Source organism: Roseomonas sp. E05 (assembly GCF_030063475.1).
Lineage (GTDB): Bacteria > Pseudomonadota > Alphaproteobacteria > Acetobacterales > Acetobacteraceae > Pseudoroseomonas.
Genome location: NZ_JASIRT010000003.1, coordinates 47,338 through 64,912 on the forward strand (window position 1 = coordinate 47,338; position 17,575 = coordinate 64,912).

Annotated in this window: 21 protein-coding genes; 12 read left to right on the forward strand and 9 right to left on the reverse strand. The window is 70.8% G+C overall.

Annotated features, from left to right (window positions below; translation table 11 throughout):
* Nucleotides 1-132 precede the first annotated feature (132 nt).
* The 5 genes from QMO56_RS04490 to QMO56_RS04510 all read left to right on the forward strand — a co-directional run bounded on the left by QMO56_RS04490 (nt 133) and on the right by QMO56_RS04510 (nt 3,568).
* Nucleotides 133-939 carry a DUF2189 domain-containing protein gene (locus tag QMO56_RS04490; protein ID WP_283523841.1) on the forward strand — a complete coding sequence of 269 codons (807 nt, stop codon included), beginning with the start codon at nt 133-135 and terminating at the stop codon, nt 937-939.
* A gap of 98 nt (nt 940-1,037) precedes the next feature.
* Nucleotides 1,038-2,240 (forward strand): pyridoxal phosphate-dependent aminotransferase, encoded by a 1,203-nt coding sequence (locus QMO56_RS04495; protein ID WP_283523842.1) that lies wholly within the window; start codon nt 1,038-1,040, stop codon nt 2,238-2,240.
* Complete coding sequence (locus tag QMO56_RS04500; protein WP_283523843.1) at nt 2,237-2,464, forward strand: hypothetical protein; 228 nt, start codon at nt 2,237-2,239, stop codon at nt 2,462-2,464. Before QMO56_RS04495 ends, QMO56_RS04500 begins: the two co-directional genes overlap by 4 nt.
* Nucleotides 2,461-2,703, forward strand: coding sequence for an N-acetyltransferase (locus tag QMO56_RS04505; protein ID WP_283523844.1), 243 nt, complete (start codon nt 2,461-2,463; stop codon nt 2,701-2,703). Before QMO56_RS04500 ends, QMO56_RS04505 begins: the two co-directional genes overlap by 4 nt.
* 64 nt (nt 2,704-2,767) lie before the next feature.
* Entirely contained in the window at nt 2,768-3,568 is an 801-nt protein-coding gene (locus QMO56_RS04510; RefSeq protein WP_283523845.1) for a M48 family metalloprotease, read from the forward strand.
* Between the two features lie 50 nt (nt 3,569-3,618).
* On the opposite strand, the gene adhP is transcribed toward QMO56_RS04510, so the two are convergent.
* Nucleotides 3,619-4,641 carry an alcohol dehydrogenase AdhP gene (gene adhP, locus QMO56_RS04515; RefSeq protein ID WP_283523846.1) on the reverse strand — a complete coding sequence of 341 codons (1,023 nt, stop codon included), beginning with the start codon at nt 4,639-4,641 and terminating at the stop codon, nt 3,619-3,621.
* Nucleotides 4,642-4,796: 155 nt separating this feature from the next.
* Here adhP and QMO56_RS04520 point away from each other — a divergent pair, with 155 nt between their 5' ends.
* The 4 genes from QMO56_RS04520 to QMO56_RS04535 all read left to right on the forward strand — a co-directional run bounded on the left by QMO56_RS04520 (nt 4,797) and on the right by QMO56_RS04535 (nt 8,304).
* A complete protein-coding gene (locus QMO56_RS04520) occupies nt 4,797-5,999 on the forward strand; it encodes a pyridoxal phosphate-dependent aminotransferase (protein WP_283523847.1) in 1,203 nt (400 codons plus the stop codon).
* Nucleotides 6,000-6,004: 5 nt separating this feature from the next.
* Nucleotides 6,005-7,006: a GNAT family N-acetyltransferase gene (locus QMO56_RS04525; protein ID WP_283524102.1), complete on the forward strand. Its 1,002-nt coding sequence runs from the start codon at nt 6,005-6,007 to the stop codon at nt 7,004-7,006.
* 128 nt (nt 7,007-7,134) lie between these two features.
* A complete protein-coding gene (locus QMO56_RS04530) occupies nt 7,135-7,635 on the forward strand; it encodes a DinB family protein (protein WP_283523848.1) in 501 nt (166 codons plus the stop codon).
* 81 nt (nt 7,636-7,716) lie between these two features.
* On the forward strand, nt 7,717-8,304 hold the full coding sequence (locus tag QMO56_RS04535; RefSeq protein ID WP_283523849.1) for a type 1 glutamine amidotransferase domain-containing protein: 588 nt from the start codon (nt 7,717-7,719) through the stop codon (nt 8,302-8,304).
* A gap of 42 nt (nt 8,305-8,346) precedes the next feature.
* Here the strand turns inward: QMO56_RS04535 and QMO56_RS04540 are convergent, their stop codons facing one another.
* Nucleotides 8,347-9,228, reverse strand: coding sequence for an alpha/beta fold hydrolase (locus QMO56_RS04540; RefSeq protein WP_283523850.1), 882 nt, complete (start codon nt 9,226-9,228; stop codon nt 8,347-8,349).
* Nucleotides 9,229-9,253: 25 nt separating this feature from the next.
* On the reverse strand, nt 9,254-9,580 hold the full coding sequence (locus QMO56_RS04545; protein ID WP_283523851.1) for a multidrug DMT transporter permease: 327 nt from the start codon (nt 9,578-9,580) through the stop codon (nt 9,254-9,256).
* Nucleotides 9,581-9,728: 148 nt separating this feature from the next.
* Between QMO56_RS04545 and QMO56_RS04550 the strand changes: the two genes are divergently transcribed.
* On the forward strand, nt 9,729-10,064 hold the full coding sequence (locus QMO56_RS04550) for a hypothetical protein (protein ID WP_283523852.1): 336 nt from the start codon (nt 9,729-9,731) through the stop codon (nt 10,062-10,064).
* Between the two features lie 8 nt (nt 10,065-10,072).
* Here the strand turns inward: QMO56_RS04550 and QMO56_RS04555 are convergent, their stop codons facing one another.
* The 5 genes from QMO56_RS04555 to QMO56_RS04575 form a co-directional block, all read right to left on the reverse strand.
* Nucleotides 10,073-10,363, reverse strand: a complete 291-nt coding sequence (locus QMO56_RS04555; protein ID WP_283523853.1) for a hypothetical protein — start codon at nt 10,361-10,363, stop codon at nt 10,073-10,075.
* Nucleotides 10,364-10,459: 96 nt separating this feature from the next.
* Nucleotides 10,460-11,416, reverse strand: coding sequence for an oxygenase MpaB family protein (locus QMO56_RS04560; protein WP_283523854.1), 957 nt, complete (start codon nt 11,414-11,416; stop codon nt 10,460-10,462).
* A gap of 266 nt (nt 11,417-11,682) precedes the next feature.
* On the reverse strand, nt 11,683-12,285 hold the full coding sequence (locus QMO56_RS04565; protein ID WP_283523855.1) for a LysE family translocator: 603 nt from the start codon (nt 12,283-12,285) through the stop codon (nt 11,683-11,685).
* Nucleotides 12,286-12,572: 287 nt separating this feature from the next.
* A complete protein-coding gene (locus tag QMO56_RS04570; RefSeq protein WP_283523856.1) occupies nt 12,573-12,965 on the reverse strand; it encodes a YidH family protein in 393 nt (130 codons plus the stop codon).
* Nucleotides 12,966-13,021: 56 nt separating this feature from the next.
* A complete protein-coding gene (locus QMO56_RS04575; protein WP_283523857.1) occupies nt 13,022-13,864 on the reverse strand; it encodes an amidohydrolase family protein in 843 nt (280 codons plus the stop codon).
* 113 nt (nt 13,865-13,977) lie between these two features.
* Between QMO56_RS04575 and QMO56_RS04580 the strand changes: the two genes are divergently transcribed.
* Nucleotides 13,978-14,934 carry a tripartite tricarboxylate transporter substrate binding protein gene (locus QMO56_RS04580; RefSeq protein ID WP_283523858.1) on the forward strand — a complete coding sequence of 319 codons (957 nt, stop codon included), beginning with the start codon at nt 13,978-13,980 and terminating at the stop codon, nt 14,932-14,934.
* Between the two features lie 41 nt (nt 14,935-14,975).
* On the opposite strand, the gene QMO56_RS04585 is transcribed toward QMO56_RS04580, so the two are convergent.
* Nucleotides 14,976-15,959: an MBL fold metallo-hydrolase gene (locus QMO56_RS04585; protein ID WP_283523859.1), complete on the reverse strand. Its 984-nt coding sequence runs from the start codon at nt 15,957-15,959 to the stop codon at nt 14,976-14,978.
* Between the two features lie 249 nt (nt 15,960-16,208).
* Here QMO56_RS04585 and QMO56_RS04590 point away from each other — a divergent pair, with 249 nt between their 5' ends.
* Nucleotides 16,209-17,573: an ABC transporter substrate-binding protein gene (locus tag QMO56_RS04590; RefSeq protein WP_283523860.1), complete on the forward strand. Its 1,365-nt coding sequence runs from the start codon at nt 16,209-16,211 to the stop codon at nt 17,571-17,573.
* The last annotated feature ends 2 nt before the right edge of the window (nt 17,574-17,575 follow it).

A 17,575-nucleotide genomic window follows, 5' to 3' on the forward strand; every position in this document is an offset into this window, starting at 1 on the left:
CCGCGCTTGCAACATTTTGGCCATTCCCCATGATCTTCCCCGTGGACGACCCGCGTGGTCGCGTCCGGCTGCCATCGGGCCCTCCGCCTAACGTAAGGCCGCCGCCACCCCGGCGACGGCACGGGAGGACGAATGATGGATACCGTCTGGACTCTGGAGCGCGCCACGCCGCCCGAGCGGGCCTCCATCCGCCGTATCAGCACGGCTGACGTGTGGGATGCCCTGCGGCGCGGCTGGGATGATTTCCTGGCCAACCCCACCCAGCTCATCTTTCTGGCCATCATCTACCCCATCATCGGGCTGATCGCCGCCAACGCCATGGCCGGCCGGTCGCTGATGCCGCTGATCTGGCCGATGGTCTCGGGCTTCGCGCTGGTCGGCCCGGTCGCCGCGATCGGCATCTACGAGCTGAGCCGGCGGCGCGAGAAGGGGCTGCCGGTCTCCTGGGTCAATGCGCTGGATGTGCGCCACTCGCCGGCCTTCGGCTCCATCCTCGGCCTCGGCCTGATGCTGCTGGCCATTTTCCTGGTCTGGCTGCTGGTCGCGGAGGCGCTCTATGCCGTCACCATCGGCGACATGCCGCCCACTTCCATCCGCGCCTTCGTCGACCGGCTGTTCGGCACCCCCGAGGGCCTCACGCTGATCGTCGTCGGCAATGCGGCCGGCTTCCTCTTCGCACTGGCGGTGCTGATGCTGACGGTGGTCTCCTTCCCCATGCTGCTGGATCGCGGTGCCGAGGGGCGGGGGATTGATGCCGGCACCGCCATCCGCACCTCCTTCCGCGCGGTGCGTGCCAACCCGGTGCCGATGGCGCTCTGGGGGCTGATCGTGGCGGGGCTGCTGCTGCTGGGCAGCCTGCCGCTCTTCGTCGGGCTGGCGGTCGCCGTGCCGGTGCTGGGCCACGCCACTTGGCACCTCTACCGCAAGACGGTGGCCTAAAGGCGCGGAATCGGCCTCCGGCTGCCCGCCGCGGGTTGCCGGGGGCGCCGTTCGGGCGTTAGGGTCCGCGGCCTTCCTGTGCTGGATCCGTCGCGACCATGAACCTGACCGCCGAGCGGCTCGACCGCATCGCCCCCTCCCAGACCATCGCCATCTCCGCCAAGGCGCGGGCGCTCAAGGCGGCGGGCAAGGACATCATCAGCCTTTCCGCGGGCGAGCCGGATTTCGACACGCCGCAGAACATCAAGGACGCGGCGATCCGCGCCATCCAGGCCGGCGAGACCCGCTACACGGACGTCTCCGGCACCAAGGCGCTGCGCGAGGCGGCCGCCGCCTACTTCAAGCGCGAGCACGGCCTGGACTACAAGCCGGAGGAGATCGTCGTCTCTACCGGCGGCAAGCAGGTGATCTTCAACGCCATGCTGGCCACCATCGACGCGGGCGACGAGGCGATCATCCCGGCGCCCTGCTGGGTCTCCTATCCCGACATCGTCTCGCTGGCCGAGGGCACGCCGGTCATCATCTCCGCCGGGCAGAACCAGGGCTTCAAGATCACCCCCGAGCAGCTCGAGGCGGCGATCACCCCGAAGACCAAATGGTTCATCCTGAACAACCCCTGCAACCCGACCGGCGCGGCCTATACCGAGGCCGAGCTGAAGGGGCTGGCCGAGGTGCTGCTGCGTCACCCGGACGTCTGGATCTTCACCGACGACATCTACGAGAAGCTGGTCTATGGCGACTTCAAGGCCAGAACCATGGTGGAGGTGGAGCCGCGCCTGCGCGACCGCACCATCACCATGAACGGCTGCTCCAAGGCCTGGGCGATGACGGGCTGGCGCATCGGCTTCGCCGGCGCCCCGCTGGCGCTGGCCAAGGCGATGGACAAGCTGCAGAGCCAGTCCACCTCCAACACCTCCTCGGTCTCCCAGGCCGCCGCCGTCGAGGCGCTGAACGGCCCGCAGGAGTCCGTCGAGGAGATGCGCAAGGTCTACGAGAAGCGCCGCGACCTCGTCGTCGGCCTGCTCAACAAGGCGCCGGGCATCCACTGCATCGTGCCGGACGGCGCCTTCTACGTCTTCCCCTCCATCCATGGCTGCCTCGGCAAGACCACCGCCTCCGGCAAGCGGATCGAAACGGACGAGGACTTCGTGACCGCGCTGCTGGAGGATGAGGGCGTGGCCGCCGTGCACGGCTCGGCCTTCATGTTCCCGGGCCATTTCCGCATCAGCTACGCGACCGACGACGCCTCGCTGACCGAGGCCTGCACCCGCATCCAGCGCTTCTGCGCCGGCCTGGCGTGAGCGGCGGGGAAGGGCGGGGCGTCGCCCCGTCCTTCCGCTTCCACGCCGCGGAGGAGGCGGATTTCGAGCGCCTCCTCGACCTTTCCAGCCGCACCCTGCGCACCGATCTGGCGCGACTGGGCCGCTGGGGTCCCGCCCGTCGCCGCGCCCGCATGCGCGAGAGCTCGACTCCGCCGCCACGCGGTGCATCGAGGACCCGGCTGGCCGCCTGCTGGGCTGCGTGACGATCCGCCACCACGCGGACCATACCGAAATTGCCACCCTCCATCTTGAGCCGGACTGCCAGGGCCGTGGCCTGGACAGCGCCGTGATGGCCGCCCTGCTGGCCGAGCGGCCGGCACTGCCGGTCCTGCTGGAGATCCTGAAGGAAAGCCCCGCCCTGTGCTTCTACGCGCGCCTCGGCTTTCGGCCGGAGCGGGAGCAGGCGTTCGGCTGGATGCTGCGCCTCCCGCCGCGCGCCTGAATGCAGCCATCTCCGCCCCCTGACGTTGCCCGGGGCAAGGAAGAACCCCGGAGGAGGAAAGCCCATGCGCCCTGCCTTGCCGCTGCTGATTCTGCTGCCCCTGGGGGCCTGCATGGATCCCGCCTATCAGGTGCCGTCCGTCAGCCCGGCCGCCCGGGCTGCCGCGACGGCCGAGATCGGCCAGGGCCAGGCGCCGGTGCGGCGCCCGCTGACGGAGGAGCAGGCCAAGGAAGCCATCGCCCGGGTGGCGCGCCGGCTGGCGCCCGCCGGCAGCGCCGTCTGCCGGGAACTCGGGCGCGAGTGCTCCTGGCGCTTCGTCTATGACCCGAGCCAGGAGCTGAACGCCGCCGCCACCGGCGAGGGCGACATCGTCGTGCAGCGCGGCGTCGCCGAATATGCCCGCAACGACGATGAGCTGGCTTTCGTCATCGCCCATGAGATGGCGCACCACGCCGCCAACCACGTGCAGAGCACAAACACCCGCGCCCAGCTCGGCGCCGCGCTGGGCGGGGTGCTGGCCTCGGTGATCGGCTCCTATGCCGGGTTGCAGTCGGATGGGCTGGTGCAGGGTGCGGCGGGCATCGGCTCGCAGCTTGCCGTCATCACTTACAGCAAGGCGCAGGAGCGCGAGGCGGACGCGGTCGGCGCCACCATCCTGCACCAGGCCGGCTACGATGTGGGCGAGGCCCGCGAGATGCTGGTCGCGCTCGGCCGCCTCTCCGGCCAGACCCGGACGAGCCTGCTCTCCACCCATCCCGCCGGCCCCGACCGCATCGCCTCCTTCGACGCCGCGGTGGCGGACATGCGCGCGGCCGGTTGGCAACTCTCGCCGCAGGGCGTCGGGCGCAGCGTGATGCCGCGGTAGGAGGGGGAGCCGCCGGGGAGGGGGGAGCGCCCCCTTCCCGGCGCCGCTTTTCAGTCCAGCCGCAGCACGATGCGGCCGTCGATGGCACCCTGCTCCATGCGCTCGAAGATGTCGTTGATCTCGTCCAGCGTGCCCCAGCTGAAATGCGGCGCCACCTTGCCCTCGCCGGCGAAGGCCAGCGCCTCCTCCAGGTCCTGCCGTGTGCCGACGATCGAGCCGCGCACCGTGATCCGCTTCAGCACGGTGTCGAAGATCGGCATGGCGAAGCGCCCCGGCGGCAGGCCGACCAGCGCCATCGTCCCGTGCGGCCGCAGCATGGCGAAGGCCTGCTCGAAGGCGGTGGGGGAGACCGCCGTCACTAGCACGCCATGCATCCCGCCGACCTTTTGCACGGCCTGGCCGGGGTCCTCCTCACGGGCGTTCACCACCAGGTCGGCACCCAGGCTGCGGGCCAGCTCAAGCTTCTCCGGATGCACGTCCACCGCCGCCACATGCAGGCCCATGGCCTTGGCATACTGCACCGCCATGTGGCCGAGGCCGCCGATGCCCGAGATGGCCACCCACTCGCCGGGCCGCGCCTCGGTTTCCTTCAGCCCCTTGTAGACGGTGACGCCGGCGCAGAGCACCGGCGCCGCCGGGCCGAACTCCAGCCTGTCCGGCAGCACCCCGACATAGTCCGGATCGGCCAGGACATATTCGGCGAAGCTGCCATTCACCGAGTAGCCGGTGTTCTTCTGGCTGCCGCAGAGCGTCTCCCAGCCGGTGCGGCAATAGGGGCAGGCGCCGCAGGCGGTATGCAGCCAGGGCACGCCCACCCGGTCGCCCTCCTTCACCCGCGTCACCCCGGCGCCCAGCGCGGCCACGTATCCGACCCCCTCATGCCCGGGAATGAAGGGCGGGTTGGGCTTCACCGGCCAGTCGCCGCGCACCGCGTGCAGGTCGGTATGGCACACGCCGGAGGCGGCCAGGCGCACCAGAACCTGCCCCGGCCCCGGCTCCGGCACCGGCACCTCCTCGATCGTGAGCGCCCCGCCCAGGCGCCGCGCCACCGCGGCCCGCATCATCTTGGCCATCCTTCATCGCCCTCTGCTGGCTTCAGTCCGAGCTTAAGGCGCGGTGTGCGGGGCCGCCCTGCGCTGGATCAGGGCCACGGCACCTTGGCGGCGGCGGCGTGCGCTTCTAGGCTGCGCGCCTTCGCCCGCCTGACATGTCGGAGACTGCCGCACCCATGCCCGCTCTCGCCGGACGCCTGAAGGAAGTTTCGCTCGCCGCCTCGGTGGCCATGACGCAGCGCGCCCGCGCCCTCGCCGCCGAGGGCAAGAAGGTGATCAGCCTCTCCATCGGCGAGCCCGATTTCCCGACCCCGCCGCATGCCATCGAGGCCGCCCATCGGGCAGCGCTGGCCGGCGACACCAAATACCCGCCGCAGGAGGGCACCCGCGCCCTGAAGCTGGCGGTGCAGAAGAAGTTCAAGCGCGACAACAACCTGGACTACGCGCTGGACGAGATCCTGGTCGCCAATGGCGGCAAGCAGATCATCATGGACGCGCTGCTGGCCACCTGCGACCCGGGCGACGAGGTGCTGATCCCCGCCCCCTTCTGGGTCAGCTATGCCGAGATGGCCAAGCTCGCCACCGGCAAGCCCACCTACGTCAACTGCCCGCAGAACAACGGCTTCAAGCTGCGCCCGGAGGACCTGGACGCCGCCATCACGCCGAGGACCAAGTGGCTGTTCCTGAACTTCCCGAACAACCCGACCGGCGCCGCCTGCTCGCGGGCGGAGATGAAGGCCATCGCCGAGGTGATGCTGAAGCACCCGCATGTCTGGATCCTGACGGACGACATGTACGAGCACCTCGTCTATGACGGCTTCGAGTTCTGCACCATCGCCGATGTCGAGCCGCGCCTGAAGGACCGCGTGCTGACCGTCAACGGTGCTTCCAAGACCTATGCCATGACCGGCTGGCGCATCGGCTTCTGCGGTGGGCCGAAGCCGCTGATCAAGGCGATGGCCAACATGCAGAGCCAGCTGACCGCCGGCGTCTCCACCGTCGGCCAGGCCGCCGCCGCCGCGGCGCTGGAAGGGCCGCAGGAGCTCGTGGCGGAGCGCGCCGCGATCTACCGCCAGCGGCGCGACCTCGTGGTGCAGATGCTGAACGACGCCCCCGGCATCGCCTGCCACAAGCCGGAAGGCGCCTTCTACGTCTATCCCAACATCGCCGGCTGCATCGGCAAGACCACCAGGGGCGGCCGCCGGATCGAGAACGACACCGACTTCGCCATGGCGCTGCTGGAGGAGAAGCTGGTCGCCACGGTGCAGGGCGCGGCCTATGGCATGAGCCCCTATCTGCGCGTCTCCTACGCCACCGATACGGAAAGCCTGCGCGAGGCCTGCGCCCGCATCCAGGAGTTCTGCCGGGAGCTGGCGTGAGCGCGATGCAGGCCACCATCCGCCCCGGCCGCGATGAGGATGCCGCGCAGTATATCCGCCTGATCGGCGATGCCTGGGCCGAGTACCCGAACTGCATCCTGGACGTGGATGGCGAGGTGCCGGAGCTGCGCGCCCTGGCCAGCTACTTCGCCAAGGCGGGCGGCGCCGTCTGGGCCGGCGAGGTGGAGGGCCGCATCGCCGGCATGGTCGCCACCCGGCCGCTCGGCTCCGACCGCGCCTGGGAGATCTGCAAGATGTACGTGGAGAAGGCGCAGCGGGGCACCGGCCTCGCCCATGCGCTGATCTCCCGCGCCGAGGACCATGCCCGCCGCCAGGGCGCCGAGCGCATGGTGCTCTGGACCGACACGCGCTTCGAGGCCGCGCACCGCTTCTACGAGAAGCGCGGCTATGTGCGCGCCGGCTCGATCCGCATTCTCGACGACATCTCGAAGTCGCTGGAGTTCCGCTACGCCAAGCCCGCCATCGGCCTCGCCGTGGAGGCGCTCGACGCCGCCGCGGCCGCCAGCGCCGAGCGCAGCCTGGCCAGCATCCTGGTCGCCTGCGTGGCTGATGGCGCCAGCCTCGGCTATCGCAACCCGCTTTCCGCCGAGGCGGCACGCGGGGTCTGGCGCAAGGTCTCGGCCGATGTGGCGATGGGCACGCGCCTGCTGCTCGTCGCCTGGCAGGAGGGCCGGATGGCCGGCACCGTGCAGCTCGACCTCGGCACGCCGGAGACCGAGACGCACCGCGCCGTCGTGCGGCAGCTCCTGGTGCATCCCGACTTCCGCCGCGCCGGCGTGGGCCAGGCTTTGGTTCAGCGTGCCGAGCAGGCGGCGCGCGGCATCGGCCGCAGCCTGCTGACGCTGGACTGCCGCGCCGGCGAGGCGGCAGCGGCGCTGCTGCACCGCCTGGGCTGGACGGAAGCGGGCCGCATCCCCGGCTTCGGCCGGACCGCTGCGGGTGGCCCGGCGGACCAGATCATCCTCTATCGCGCCCTGTACCTGTAAAAGGCTGGGGGAAGAATTCCCCCAGACCCCCATCTTTTTTCTTCGGGTTCCCGCGCTGGCAGTCAGCGCAGCCCTGAACTGACAAAAACCTCCTCCGGCGGCTCCGGCAGCCCTGTTACCATCCCGGCATGATCACACCCGCCTATTGCCGCGCCATGGCGGCCTACAATGCCGAGATGAACCGGCGCTTCTACGCCGCCGCCGCCACGCTGGACGAGGCGGCGCGCCGGCGCCCGCGCGGCGCCTTTTTCGGTTCCCTGCATGGGACGCTGTGTCACCTCGTCTGGGGCGATACCATGTGGATGAGCCGCTTCGATGGCGGCCCGCCGCCGCCGGTAAAGCTGCCCGAGAGCTCCCGCATGATCGAGGAGTTCGCCACCCTGCGCGCCACACGGGAGGCGCTCGACACCCGCATCGAGGCCTGGGCGGCAGGACTGGAGCAGGCTGCGCTGGATGGTGATCTCACCTGGTTCAGCGGCGCGGCCGGCCGCGAGGTCCGGCGGCCCATGGCGCTGCTGGCGGTGCACTTCTTCAATCACCAGACCCATCACCGCGGCCAGGCCCACGCACTGCTCACGGCTGAGGGCGCCAGCACCGGCGATACCGATCTGTTCCTCGTGCTGCCCTGACCCCCGCGCAGCGGGAGGCGGCCTGCGGAACTCCTCCCAGGGGCCCGTGTTCTCCCTGACGAACCGTAAGGGAGATGCGCAATGACGGATATCAACCAGGCCCGGATCCTGATCGTGGCGACCGATGGCTTCGAGCAGCCGGAACTCCTGGTGCCACTGGAGCAGCTTCGCGCCAGGGGCGCCAAGGTCGAGGTCGCCGCCCCCGAGAAGACCCGCGAACCCGGCGTGATCGTCGCCTGGAATGGCGCCGCGCAGCCGGAGGACTGGGGCGAGAAGGTCAAGGTGGACCGCAAGCTCGGCGAGGTGAGCGCGGCGGACTACGATGCCATCGTGCTGCCGGGCGGCGTGATCAATCCCGACCATCTCCGGGTGAATTCGCAGGCCATCGCGCTGGTGAAGGACTTCGCCGCACAGGGCAAGGTCGTCGCCGCGATCTGCCACGGCCCCTGGATCCTGGTTGAGGCCGGGCTGGCGAAGGACCGTAAGATGACCTCCTTCACCTCGATCAAGACCGACGTGCAGAATGCCGGTGCCACCTGGCTGGACGAGGAAGTGGTGACCGACCAGGGCATCGTCACCAGCCGCTCCCCGAAGGACCTCGACGCCTTCGTGGCGAAGATTGTCGAGGAGGTGCGCGAGGGCCGCCACAACCGCCGCGCGGCCGCCTGAGGATAGGGCAGGGGGCGCAACGCCGCCCCCGCGATCCGGGTGTCAGCCGAGGAAGGGCTCCAGGGCAGCCAGCACTGCCTCCGGGGCCTCTTCCGCGAGATAGTGCCCGCTCTCGACCGGTCCGCCGCTGACCGGCCCCGCGGCATAGGCCCGCCAGAGCTCCAGCGGCTGATACCAGACTCCGATCTTTCCCCTGGCGCCCCACAGCGCCAGCAGGGGGCAGCGGATCTTTTCCCCCGCCGCCCGGCTTTCCCGGTCGTGCTCCAGATCGATTGTCGCCGCCGCGCGGTAGTCCTCGCAGATCGCGGCGACCGTGCCGGGCTGCCTCAGGGCGGCCAGATAGTCGGCCCGCGCCTCGGGATGGAAGAAGCCGCGATCCTTCGGCTCGCGGCTGGTCTGCAGGTCGAACCAGTCCTCGACGTCGCGCAGGATCATCCGCTCCGGCAGGTCGTGCCGCTGCGCCAGAAAGAACCAGTGATAATAGCCCATGGCGAAGGCCATGTCGGTGCGCTCGAAATGCTCGATGGTCGGCACGATGTCGAGCACCGCCAGGCGCTCGACCGCCTCCGGTGCATCCAGCGCCAGCCGATGCGCGACGCGGGCGCCGCGATCATGCGACACCACGCGGAAGCGCTCATGCCCGAGCTGGCGCATCAGCCCCAGCAGGTCGGCCGCCATGGTGCGCTTGGAATAGGGGGCATGGTCCGCGCTGGGACCGGGCTTGCCGGAGAAGCCGTAGCCGCGCAGGTCCGGGCAGATGATCGTGAAGCGCCGCGCCAGCGCCGGCGCCACCGCATGCCACATCACATGGGTCTGCGGATTGCCGTGCAGCAGCAGCAAAGGCGGCCCCTCGCCGCCGCGCCGCAGCCGAAGCCGCTGCCCCTCGACCATCCGCTCTTCCAGAGTGAACCCTTCGAAGATCATGGCGTGCCGCTCCTCCCTCGCGCGTTCAGCGCAGCACGAGAAGGATACCGAGCGCCAGCCCTGCCACGGCCATCGCCAGCGAGAAGGCCCACCAGCCCGGCCGCGGCCCGATGGCAGCCAGCAGGACGCTGACCAGCAGCGACAGCCCGAGCCCAAGCGCCGCCTCCTGCCAGGAGCGGAAGAACCACCCCCAGGCCAGCAGCCCGAGCCATGCCAGGAAGGCGAGCTTGGCCAGAAGCTTCCACACGGCCTCGGTGGCGTCCGAGGCGGGGCGCAACTCGGGAATGCCGGCCCGGCTGTGGATGGCGGCGGCGCCGGACAGCAGCATCAGAGCGGGGAGATAGAGGTCCATGCCCAGGCGGTAGCCGGGTGGGAGCGCTTTGCCAATCCTGCGGGGCTTCGACTTCCGCAGCGCCTCGCGTAGTGTCTCGCCCCGAACCCAGATGTAGGGAGTGGCGGCCTGCGCCGCACGCCGCCCCCGCCGCACAGGAGAGAGCAGAATGGGCCGTGGCCGACCGAAGAGCGTGGCACGCAAAGCCGGCCGGCAGGTGATGGATCCGGGGCAGGAGATTTCCCAGCTCCGCCGCGAACTGGAGGAGGCGCGCGCCTTGCTGCGGCAGGTGGAGCTCAGCCGCACCGAGGCTGGCAACCTGGTGCTGGCTCGCCGCCTGGCGACGCTGGAGGAGGAGCGTCAGGTCGCGCGGGGCCTGGCGGTGGAGGCTGCCCTGGCCCGCTCCAGGACCGAGGCTGAGCTGAAGGCGCTTCGGGATGCCATCGAGAAGGCGCCGGGCATCTGGGGCTGGCTGCTGCGCCGCGCCCGCCGGCGCATGGGCTGAAGCCGGCCTCAGCCGGTCGCCGCCGAAGCGGTCTTGAGCCGCGCGGGCGACCCGGCGGTAGGCCGGCGGGAGCCGCCGAGTCCGGGCAGGACGGTGGTATAGCCGGTATCGCCGTTCATCAGGCAGACGGCTTCCAGAACATCGTCCGTGCCGAACGGCTTGCCTCCGGGCCCTGCTTCGGTGACCCGCGCGCATTCCTGGGTTCCCGCGCCCAGCAGCGAATCGCCCAGCATGCCTGCCGTCAGCCACAGGCACAGGAAAAATGCCGTGGAGCCGAGAACGACTTTGAGGATCTGCATGGCCGCGCCCCTTTCCCGTTTTGGGAAATGCATCCTTGCCCGCCGCGGCTGTGCGGCTGGCGAGGGGAAGCATAGCGGCCACTTCTCACCATCTCGTTAACCCCGCCGGAGAAACGCTCCGGGCGGGCCCTGTTCGAAAGCCCACCGCACCGTCCGCGCGACGCCGAAGGTGCCGGCGCGGATGAGCGGGCGGCGGAGCAGAGGCACATGCAGCCCGTGCATGCGCCGCGCCCAGGCCGGCAGCAGATCGACTGCGGCCTGCATGGCCAGGGCCTGCACCGGCTCGGCCATCCGCCCCGAGGCGGGCTGCGTCAGCACCAGGCGGGCGACCTCGCGCGTGCGGGCATCGCAGGCGAGTTGCCGCCGCATCGTGATCATCAGGCGCTGCGCCGCGGAGCGTGTGCGCGGAACCGGGTCGGCCCCGAGCGCGGTGGCGACCTGCGCCATCTCTGCGAAGTAGCGGTCCTGGTCGGCCGCCGTCATGCGGGGTTCGGCATAGCGGATCCAGGCATCGAGAAAGCAGGTCGCCTCGGTCACGTGCACCCAGGCCAGCAGGGCGGGATCGCTCGCCGCATAGGGCCTGCCGTCCGGCAGTACGCCGCGGACCCGGTCATGGATGCCGCGGACGCGCGCGATGGCGGCTTCCGCCTCCATGCGCCCGCCATAGGTGGTGAGCGCGATGAAGCGCGCCGTCCGCCGCAGCCGGCCATGCATGTCGGCCCGGAAGTTCGAATGGTCCCACACGCCGGCCAGCACGCCGGGATGAAGCATCTGCAGCAGCAGGCCGGCGACGCCGCCGACCATCATCGAGCCCACGTCGCCATGCACGCGCCAGGCGACCGCCTGTGGGCCGAACAGCCCGTCCGGGCGCCGCGCGACCGGCCGCTCGCCACGGTCACGGTCGTTGAACAGGGCAACCACCCGGGCGACGATCGCCTGCTTCACCGGCCGGACGAGATCGTGGGGCAGGAGGGGCGGCTGGCCGCCGGCTGCGCGCGGCTGCAGGGCTGGCTGGTCGGCCGGCGCGCGTGCTCCCCTGATGCGGGACTCCATCCGGTCTGTCGCCTCCCTGGCTGAACTGGCGGGCAGCTTGGTGCCAGGCTCCTGCACCGCCTCTGCCGCCATCAACGTTGCCGCGGCCGGAAAGCTGCGCTCCAAGCGCGGCGGCCGGCATCTGCGCCGGCCTTCCAAAGCAGCGAACAACGTTCCGCCCTCCGCTGCTGAGGAGAAGCAGATGGCCGGCCGTCTCTAATCCTGGACCACGTCCGGCCGCTCTTCCCGGAGGAACTGCCTGATGCTGCTGGTGCCGCCTGCCGGCACTACTCCAGCACCGCAGGAATGACTGAGGCGGCCAGCAGCAGCCCCATTGCCAGGTTGAAGGCGCGCATCCGGCGGGGCGAAGCGAGCAGCTGGCCGCTCCCGGCCCCGAGCAGCGCCCAGGCGCCGAGGCTGGGCAGCGTGACCAGCATGAACAGGCCTGCCAGCACCAGCACCTGCGGGGTCAGGCTCTCGCCGGGCAGGGTATAGGTGGCGGTGGTCGCCACGGCGAGAATCCAGGCTTTCGGGTTCACCCACTGGAAGGCGCAGGCGCCCCAGAAGCCGAGCGGCGCGCCCGCCCGCGGTGCCTTCGGGGCGGCGGGGCTGCCGGCGCGGGCGATCTGCCAGGCCAGCACCAGCATCCAGGCGGCGCCCGCCCAGCGCAGCGCCGTGTGAAGCCCGGCATGGCTGGCCAGCGGCTGGGCGAGGCCGGTGCCGATGACGGTCAGCATGAAGCCGAAGCCGGCGGCGACGCCCAGGATGAGCGGGACAGTGGCCCGCAGCCCGTGCCGCGCGGCGGTGGCCAGGGCCATGATGTTGTTCGGCCCCGGCGTGGCGGAGGCGGCGACGGCGAAACCCAGGAAGGCCAGCAGGTCGGTGTTCACCGATGCGCCCTCCAGAGGGGCGGCCATCGCAGGCCGGGGCAGGGATGGGGGCGCATGACCTTGCTCCGGGAAAGGGCGGGCGGGCATGGCAGGAAGCCCCGGCCGGTCCGGCGGGGCTGGATGAGGGAATGCGGTGCGAGAGGCCATCGCATCCCCGTCATCCGCCCGTCAGGGCGGATGATAACGCGGGCGGCGATGCGGTGGCGGGCGGCGTGCATGCGGCTTCATCAGGTTCCTGTTGCCGGGCGGTGTAAAGCCGGCGCCGGAAACCTCCTTCCCCGCTGCCCCTAGCCCGTGGTCCGGCCGAACCACACCCCCAGCAGCGCGGCGAAGCAGACCAGCACCAGGAAGCCGTTCACCGCGAACAGCAGGAAGCGCGGAAGCCGCCGGACATCCGGCTCCGGCGGTGGCGCGCCGGCCCGCAGCTCGCGCCAGATCGCCGCGACGAAGCAGAAGGCGCTGAACAGCACCAGCACCGTGCCGGTGGTCAGCACGCCCCATTCCGGCAGCACGCCGCCCATCACCTTCTTCGCGCCCACCCCGGAGGCGAGCGCGGCGAAGCCCGTGCGCACCCAGGCGGCATAGGTCCGCTCGGCGGCCAGCACGGTGCGGTCGGCGGCCAGTTCCGTCCGGCGATCGGCGCTGCCCGGTGCCGGGCTGCCCGGCTGGTCCATTGGCATGGCCTTTCATCGGGAGGGGGGGGTGGCGCGCAGGGAAGGGCGCGAGGCCCTCCCGCCTAGAGCGGGAAACCGTAGAGGCGGCCGGCATTCTCCACCAGGATGCGCCGCCGCACCGCCTCCTCGGGCGCCCAGTCGGCCAGCAGGTCCAGCAGGGCCTTCTCGTCCGGCTTCGGCGCCGGGGCATTGGGGTGCGGCCAGTTCGAGCCCCAGACGATGCGTTCCGGCGCCGCCGCGATCAGTGCCCGGGCAAGGGCGGAGACATCCGCATAGCCGGGCGGCCCGCTGCGCGACACGCCATAGGGCGAGGAGGCCTTCACCCAGACCCGCCCGGTCTCCACCAGGCGCAGCAGGCAGCGGAAGGCCGGGTGGTCGGGCGTGACCGGCTCCTCGAAGCGGCCGAGATGGTCGATGACGACGGGGCATTCCAGGCTGCGGATCAGCGCCTCGCGCTCCGGCAGCTCGCCGCCGTCGAACTGCAGCTGCACATGCCAGCCCAGCGGCGCGACGCGGGCCGAGAGCCGCCGCAGCTCCGGCCAGGGCACCAGCCCTCCCTTCATCATGAAGGCCCGCGCCCCCCGCGCGCCCTGTTCGGCCAGCCGCGCCAGTTCCGCCTCCGCGGTCTCCGGCGTCACCACCACCACGGCGCGGGCGACCGCCGGTCCGAGCGCCGCCACGGCATCCAGGGTGCAGCGGTTGTCCGCGCCATAGGCTGTCGGCTGCACCACGATGACGCGCGAGAGCCCAAGCCGCGCCATGACGCGCCGGTAGGCATCCAGCGTGCCCTCGAAGGGGGGCGGTGTCGGGTTGGTGGGGGCGACCGGGTAGCGGGCGGGGTCGCCGTAGATGTGCATGTGGCAGTCGCAGGCGCCCTCCGGGATGGGAGGCGAGGCTTCCGGCATGGCGGGGACATTTCCTTTTTTATGCCGGAACGGTCCGGAAAGGCGGGATTCCCTGCTGACCTCCCCGGGGCTTCGGCTAAGCTTACCGGCAAGATTAGGGAGGAGAACAGGAAATGATCAAGCGACGCAGCCTGCTGGCCGCCGCCGGCGTCTCGATGGCGCCGCAGGCCTGGGCGCAGGGCGGTGCCGGCTGGCAGCCCCGCGGCCATCTCGAGATCATTGTCGGCTTCGCGCCCGGTGGCGGCGCCGATCTCGCGGCGCGCGCCATCGCGCAGGCGGCTGCCACGCGCTTTCCCGTTCCGCTGGTGGTGGTCAACAAGGCGGGGGCCGGCGGGGCGCTGGCGGCGCAGCAGGTGGCAGGCATGCCGCCGGACGGGCAGGCGCTGCTGGTCGGCGGCGGCAGCGAGAGCACCTCGCTGCCGGCCTTCCGCGAGGTTCCCTATGACCCGAAGCGTTCCTTCCGCGCCGTGATCCGTCTGACCCGGCAGCCGCTGCTCATCGTCGCCGGCAAGAACAGCCGCTTCGCCAACCTGAAGGAAGCGGTCGAGGCCGCCCGCGCCCAGCCCGGCACGGTCAGCCATGCCTCCTCCGGCATCGGTTCGCTCTACCACGCCGTCTTCCTGCTGCTCGGCAAGGCGGCCGATGTGGAGTTCCTGCACGCGCCCTTCACCGGCGGCGGGCCATCGCTGCAGGCCCTGCTGGCCGGCACGGTGGAACTGGCCGTCCTCGCGCCGGAGGAGATGGGTGGGCTGGTGGCCGATGGCGCGGTGCGGCCGCTGGCCGTGGCCTCGGCCCAGCGCCTGCCGGCCTTCCCCGAGGTGCCCACCCTGCGCGAACTGGGCTGGAACGTCGAGATCGAGAACATGAAGGGGCTGATGGGTCCGGCCGGCATGCCGGACGAGGTGGCCGCCTTGCTGCATGACCGCTTCCGGGCCGCCATGTCGGACCCGGCCTGGAAGACCTTTCTGGAGCGGACCGGCGCCACCGAGGGCTATCTGGACGGCCCCGCCTTCCAGGCCGCGATGGACCGCCTGCTCGACCAGGTCAGCGCCGCCGTCCGGCAGAGCTGACCTGATCCGGCCGGGCGGCGCGGGAAGGCCCCGCCGCCCGGTCAGCCGAGCGTCGAGAGGTCCATCGGCGCGGCGATCCAGTCATAGCCGCCGTCGTTGCGGCGGGCGACATGGCCGAGCCCCGGCCAGGGGAAGTGGTAGGACAGCACCGGGGTTCGGTCGGTGGCGAGCCGCTCCAGCATCCGGCTGCGCGACTGCGCCGAGAGCTTCGGGTCGGTGTCGAAGGAGAACTCCCACATCGGCTTGCGCAGCAGCAGGATGTGGTGGTGCGCCAGGTCGCCGGTGTTCATCATCACCTGGTTGCCGCTGCTGATGGCGTAGCAGTGGTGGCCCACCGTATGGCCGGGCGTGGAGAGCGCCACCACGCCGGAGGTCACCTCCTGCTCGTCGCGCACCATCACCATGCGGTCGCGGTAGGCTGCGAGGTTCTTCTTCGCGCCGTCGATGAAGGGCACCATGAAGGCCGGGCCGCGCTTGTTGCCGTCGTCGGTCCAGAACTTCAGGTCCGCCTCGCTGATCGCCACCTGCGCATTGGGGAAGACGCGCTCGCCTTTCGCATCCACCAGCCCCCAGCAATGGTCGCAATGGGCATGGGTCAGCACCACGAGGTCGATCTGCTCCGGCTCGATGCCGGCGGCGCGCAGGTTGGCGAGCATCTTGCCCGTGGTCGGGCCGAACATCTTGCTGGCCTCGCCCATGCTCTCGCCCATGCCGGTATCGAACAGGATGAGCTGGCGGCCGGTGTTCAGCACCAGGATGTTCTGTTCCAGCGTCGCCGCGTCAGGCGGCAGGAAATTATCCTGCAGCAGACCGACGATCTCCTGCGCCGGCGAGGCCGGAAAGGCCGGTTCCGGCTTGCCCAGGGGCAGCCGCCCGTCCGAGATCACCGTCACCTCGTAATCCCCGAAGTGGAAGCGGTGCCAGGCAGGCGGCAGGGTGTTCCGGAAGGGCGCGGCGGCCTGCGCCATGCCGGCGGGCAGGGCGGCCAGCGCCGCAGCGCCGGCGAGCAGGCCGCGACGGGTCATCTGGGTCATCATTTCCTCCCGCCGCCCTTCAGGGGCGGCTGCATCTTTTCCTGCGCGACCAGATCCGCGGTGAAGGTCGGTGCGCAGGCGGAAGGGGAGCACAACTCCGGCCGGCAAGCGGCAGCGATTCCATACGGCAGAATGTAACGCTTTCGTGATTATGTCGGTATCGCTCCTTGGAGCGAGGTCCCGCGGCATGCCACTCTGCCAACGAGAGCCGAGCAACGGCCCCTTCCGGAGGACACGTCCATGCCGCACCCGAACCCTGCCGCTCCCCTTGCGCCCGGCGCCGGCCTGCCGCCGCTCGGCCGGCGCGGCGTGCTGCAGGCCGGGCTCGCCGCCGGCAGCCTGCTGCTGGCCGGCCGCACGGCGCAGGCGCAGCCGAGCCGTCCGCAGGAGATCAAGATCGGCATCGCCACCTATCTCTCCGGTCCCGCCAGTGTCTTCGGCGTGCCGGGGCGGCAGGCGGCCGAGATGCTGATCGACCAGCTCAACGCCGAGGGCGGCATCGGCGGCGTCAAGCTCCGCCCGATCTTCGTGGACGAGGGGCCGGGCGTGGACCATGTGGTCGGCGAGTTCCGCCGCCTCGCGCAGAGCGAGGACGTGGACCTCATCTTCTCCGCCATCTCCTCCGCCGACTGCCTGGCCTGCGCGCCGCTGGCCGACGAGCTGAAGCGCCTGACCATCCTGTGGGACTGCGGCACCCAGCGCATCTTCGAGGAGGCGCGCTACGACTATGCCTTCCGCACCCAGGCCAACGCCACGCCGGAGGTGCTGGCGGCGCTGCTTTATCTGCTGAAGATGAAGCCCGACTTCCGCAGCCTCGCGGTGGTCAACCAGGACTATGCCTGGGGCCGCGATTCCTGGGACATCTGGCGCACCGCGATGAACACGCTGAAGCCGGGCGTGCGCGTCGTTGCCGAGTTGTTCCCACGCTTCGGCGCCACCGACTATTCGACCGAGATCACCCGCCTGCTGGCGCTGCGGCCGGACGTGGTGTTCTCCACCACCTGGGGCGGCGACCTCGACACGCTGATCCGCCAGTCCGCCGACCGCCGCCTCTTCGAGCGCAGCACCTTCGTGCTGCCGCTGGCGGAATCCTCGATGGAGCGGGTCGGCAAGGCGCTGCCGGCCGGGCATATCGTCGGCGCCCGCGGCGACCACTGGTTCCTGCACCCCAACCCGCGCGACCCCGAGCTGCTGCGCCGCTTCACCAACGACTTCCGCCAGCGCTTCGGCGCCTATCCGATCTACTCCTGCCACCATATGGCGCAGGCCATCTTTGCCACCAAGGCGGCCTATGAGAAGGCGATGCAGGCCAAGGGTGGCGGCTGGCCGACCGATGCCGAGCTGGCGCAGGCCTTCCGTGGCCTGGAATTCCCCTCGCTGACCAGCACGGTGCGCATCCGCGAGGACGGGCAGGGGCTGGAGGACCAGATCATCGGCACCACCATGGCCACCGACGCTTATCCCTTCCCCGTGATGACGGACATGGTGGTGTTCAAGGGCGAGAGCATCACCACCCCCGCCGGGCAGAAGAGCGCCGACTGGCTGAAGACGCTGACGCCCGCCATGCTGGACCAGATGCCGCAGCCCATCGCCTACAAGCCCTGAGC

Excerpts from the sequence above, each read along its gene's own strand:
- QMO56_RS04490 (WP_283523841.1), top strand. The coding sequence starts at position 133 with ATGATGGATACCGTCTGGACTCTGGAGCGCGCCACGCCGCCCGAGCGG.
- QMO56_RS04495 (WP_283523842.1), top strand. The coding sequence starts at position 1,038 with ATGAACCTGACCGCCGAGCGGCTCGACCGCATCGCCCCCTCCCAGACC.
- QMO56_RS04510 (WP_283523845.1), top strand. The coding sequence starts at position 2,768 with ATGCGCCCTGCCTTGCCGCTGCTGATTCTGCTGCCCCTGGGGGCCTGC.
- adhP (WP_283523846.1), bottom strand. The coding sequence starts at position 4,641 with ATGGCCAAGATGATGCGGGCCGCGGTGGCGCGGCGCCTGGGCGGGGCG.
- QMO56_RS04520 (WP_283523847.1), top strand. The coding sequence starts at position 4,797 with ATGCCCGCTCTCGCCGGACGCCTGAAGGAAGTTTCGCTCGCCGCCTCG.
- QMO56_RS04525 (WP_283524102.1), top strand. The coding sequence starts at position 6,005 with ATGCAGGCCACCATCCGCCCCGGCCGCGATGAGGATGCCGCGCAGTAT.
- QMO56_RS04530 (WP_283523848.1), top strand. The coding sequence starts at position 7,135 with ATGATCACACCCGCCTATTGCCGCGCCATGGCGGCCTACAATGCCGAG.
- QMO56_RS04535 (WP_283523849.1), top strand. The coding sequence starts at position 7,717 with ATGACGGATATCAACCAGGCCCGGATCCTGATCGTGGCGACCGATGGC.
- QMO56_RS04540 (WP_283523850.1), bottom strand. The coding sequence starts at position 9,228 with ATGATCTTCGAAGGGTTCACTCTGGAAGAGCGGATGGTCGAGGGGCAG.
- QMO56_RS04545 (WP_283523851.1), bottom strand. The coding sequence starts at position 9,580 with ATGGACCTCTATCTCCCCGCTCTGATGCTGCTGTCCGGCGCCGCCGCC.
- QMO56_RS04550 (WP_283523852.1), top strand. The coding sequence starts at position 9,729 with ATGGGCCGTGGCCGACCGAAGAGCGTGGCACGCAAAGCCGGCCGGCAG.
- QMO56_RS04555 (WP_283523853.1), bottom strand. The coding sequence starts at position 10,363 with ATGCAGATCCTCAAAGTCGTTCTCGGCTCCACGGCATTTTTCCTGTGC.
- QMO56_RS04560 (WP_283523854.1), bottom strand. The coding sequence starts at position 11,416 with ATGGAGTCCCGCATCAGGGGAGCACGCGCGCCGGCCGACCAGCCAGCC.
- QMO56_RS04570 (WP_283523856.1), bottom strand. The coding sequence starts at position 12,965 with ATGCCAATGGACCAGCCGGGCAGCCCGGCACCGGGCAGCGCCGATCGC.
- QMO56_RS04575 (WP_283523857.1), bottom strand. The coding sequence starts at position 13,864 with ATGCCGGAAGCCTCGCCTCCCATCCCGGAGGGCGCCTGCGACTGCCAC.
- QMO56_RS04580 (WP_283523858.1), top strand. The coding sequence starts at position 13,978 with ATGATCAAGCGACGCAGCCTGCTGGCCGCCGCCGGCGTCTCGATGGCG.
- QMO56_RS04585 (WP_283523859.1), bottom strand. The coding sequence starts at position 15,959 with ATGACCCGTCGCGGCCTGCTCGCCGGCGCTGCGGCGCTGGCCGCCCTG.
- QMO56_RS04590 (WP_283523860.1), top strand. The coding sequence starts at position 16,209 with ATGCCGCACCCGAACCCTGCCGCTCCCCTTGCGCCCGGCGCCGGCCTG.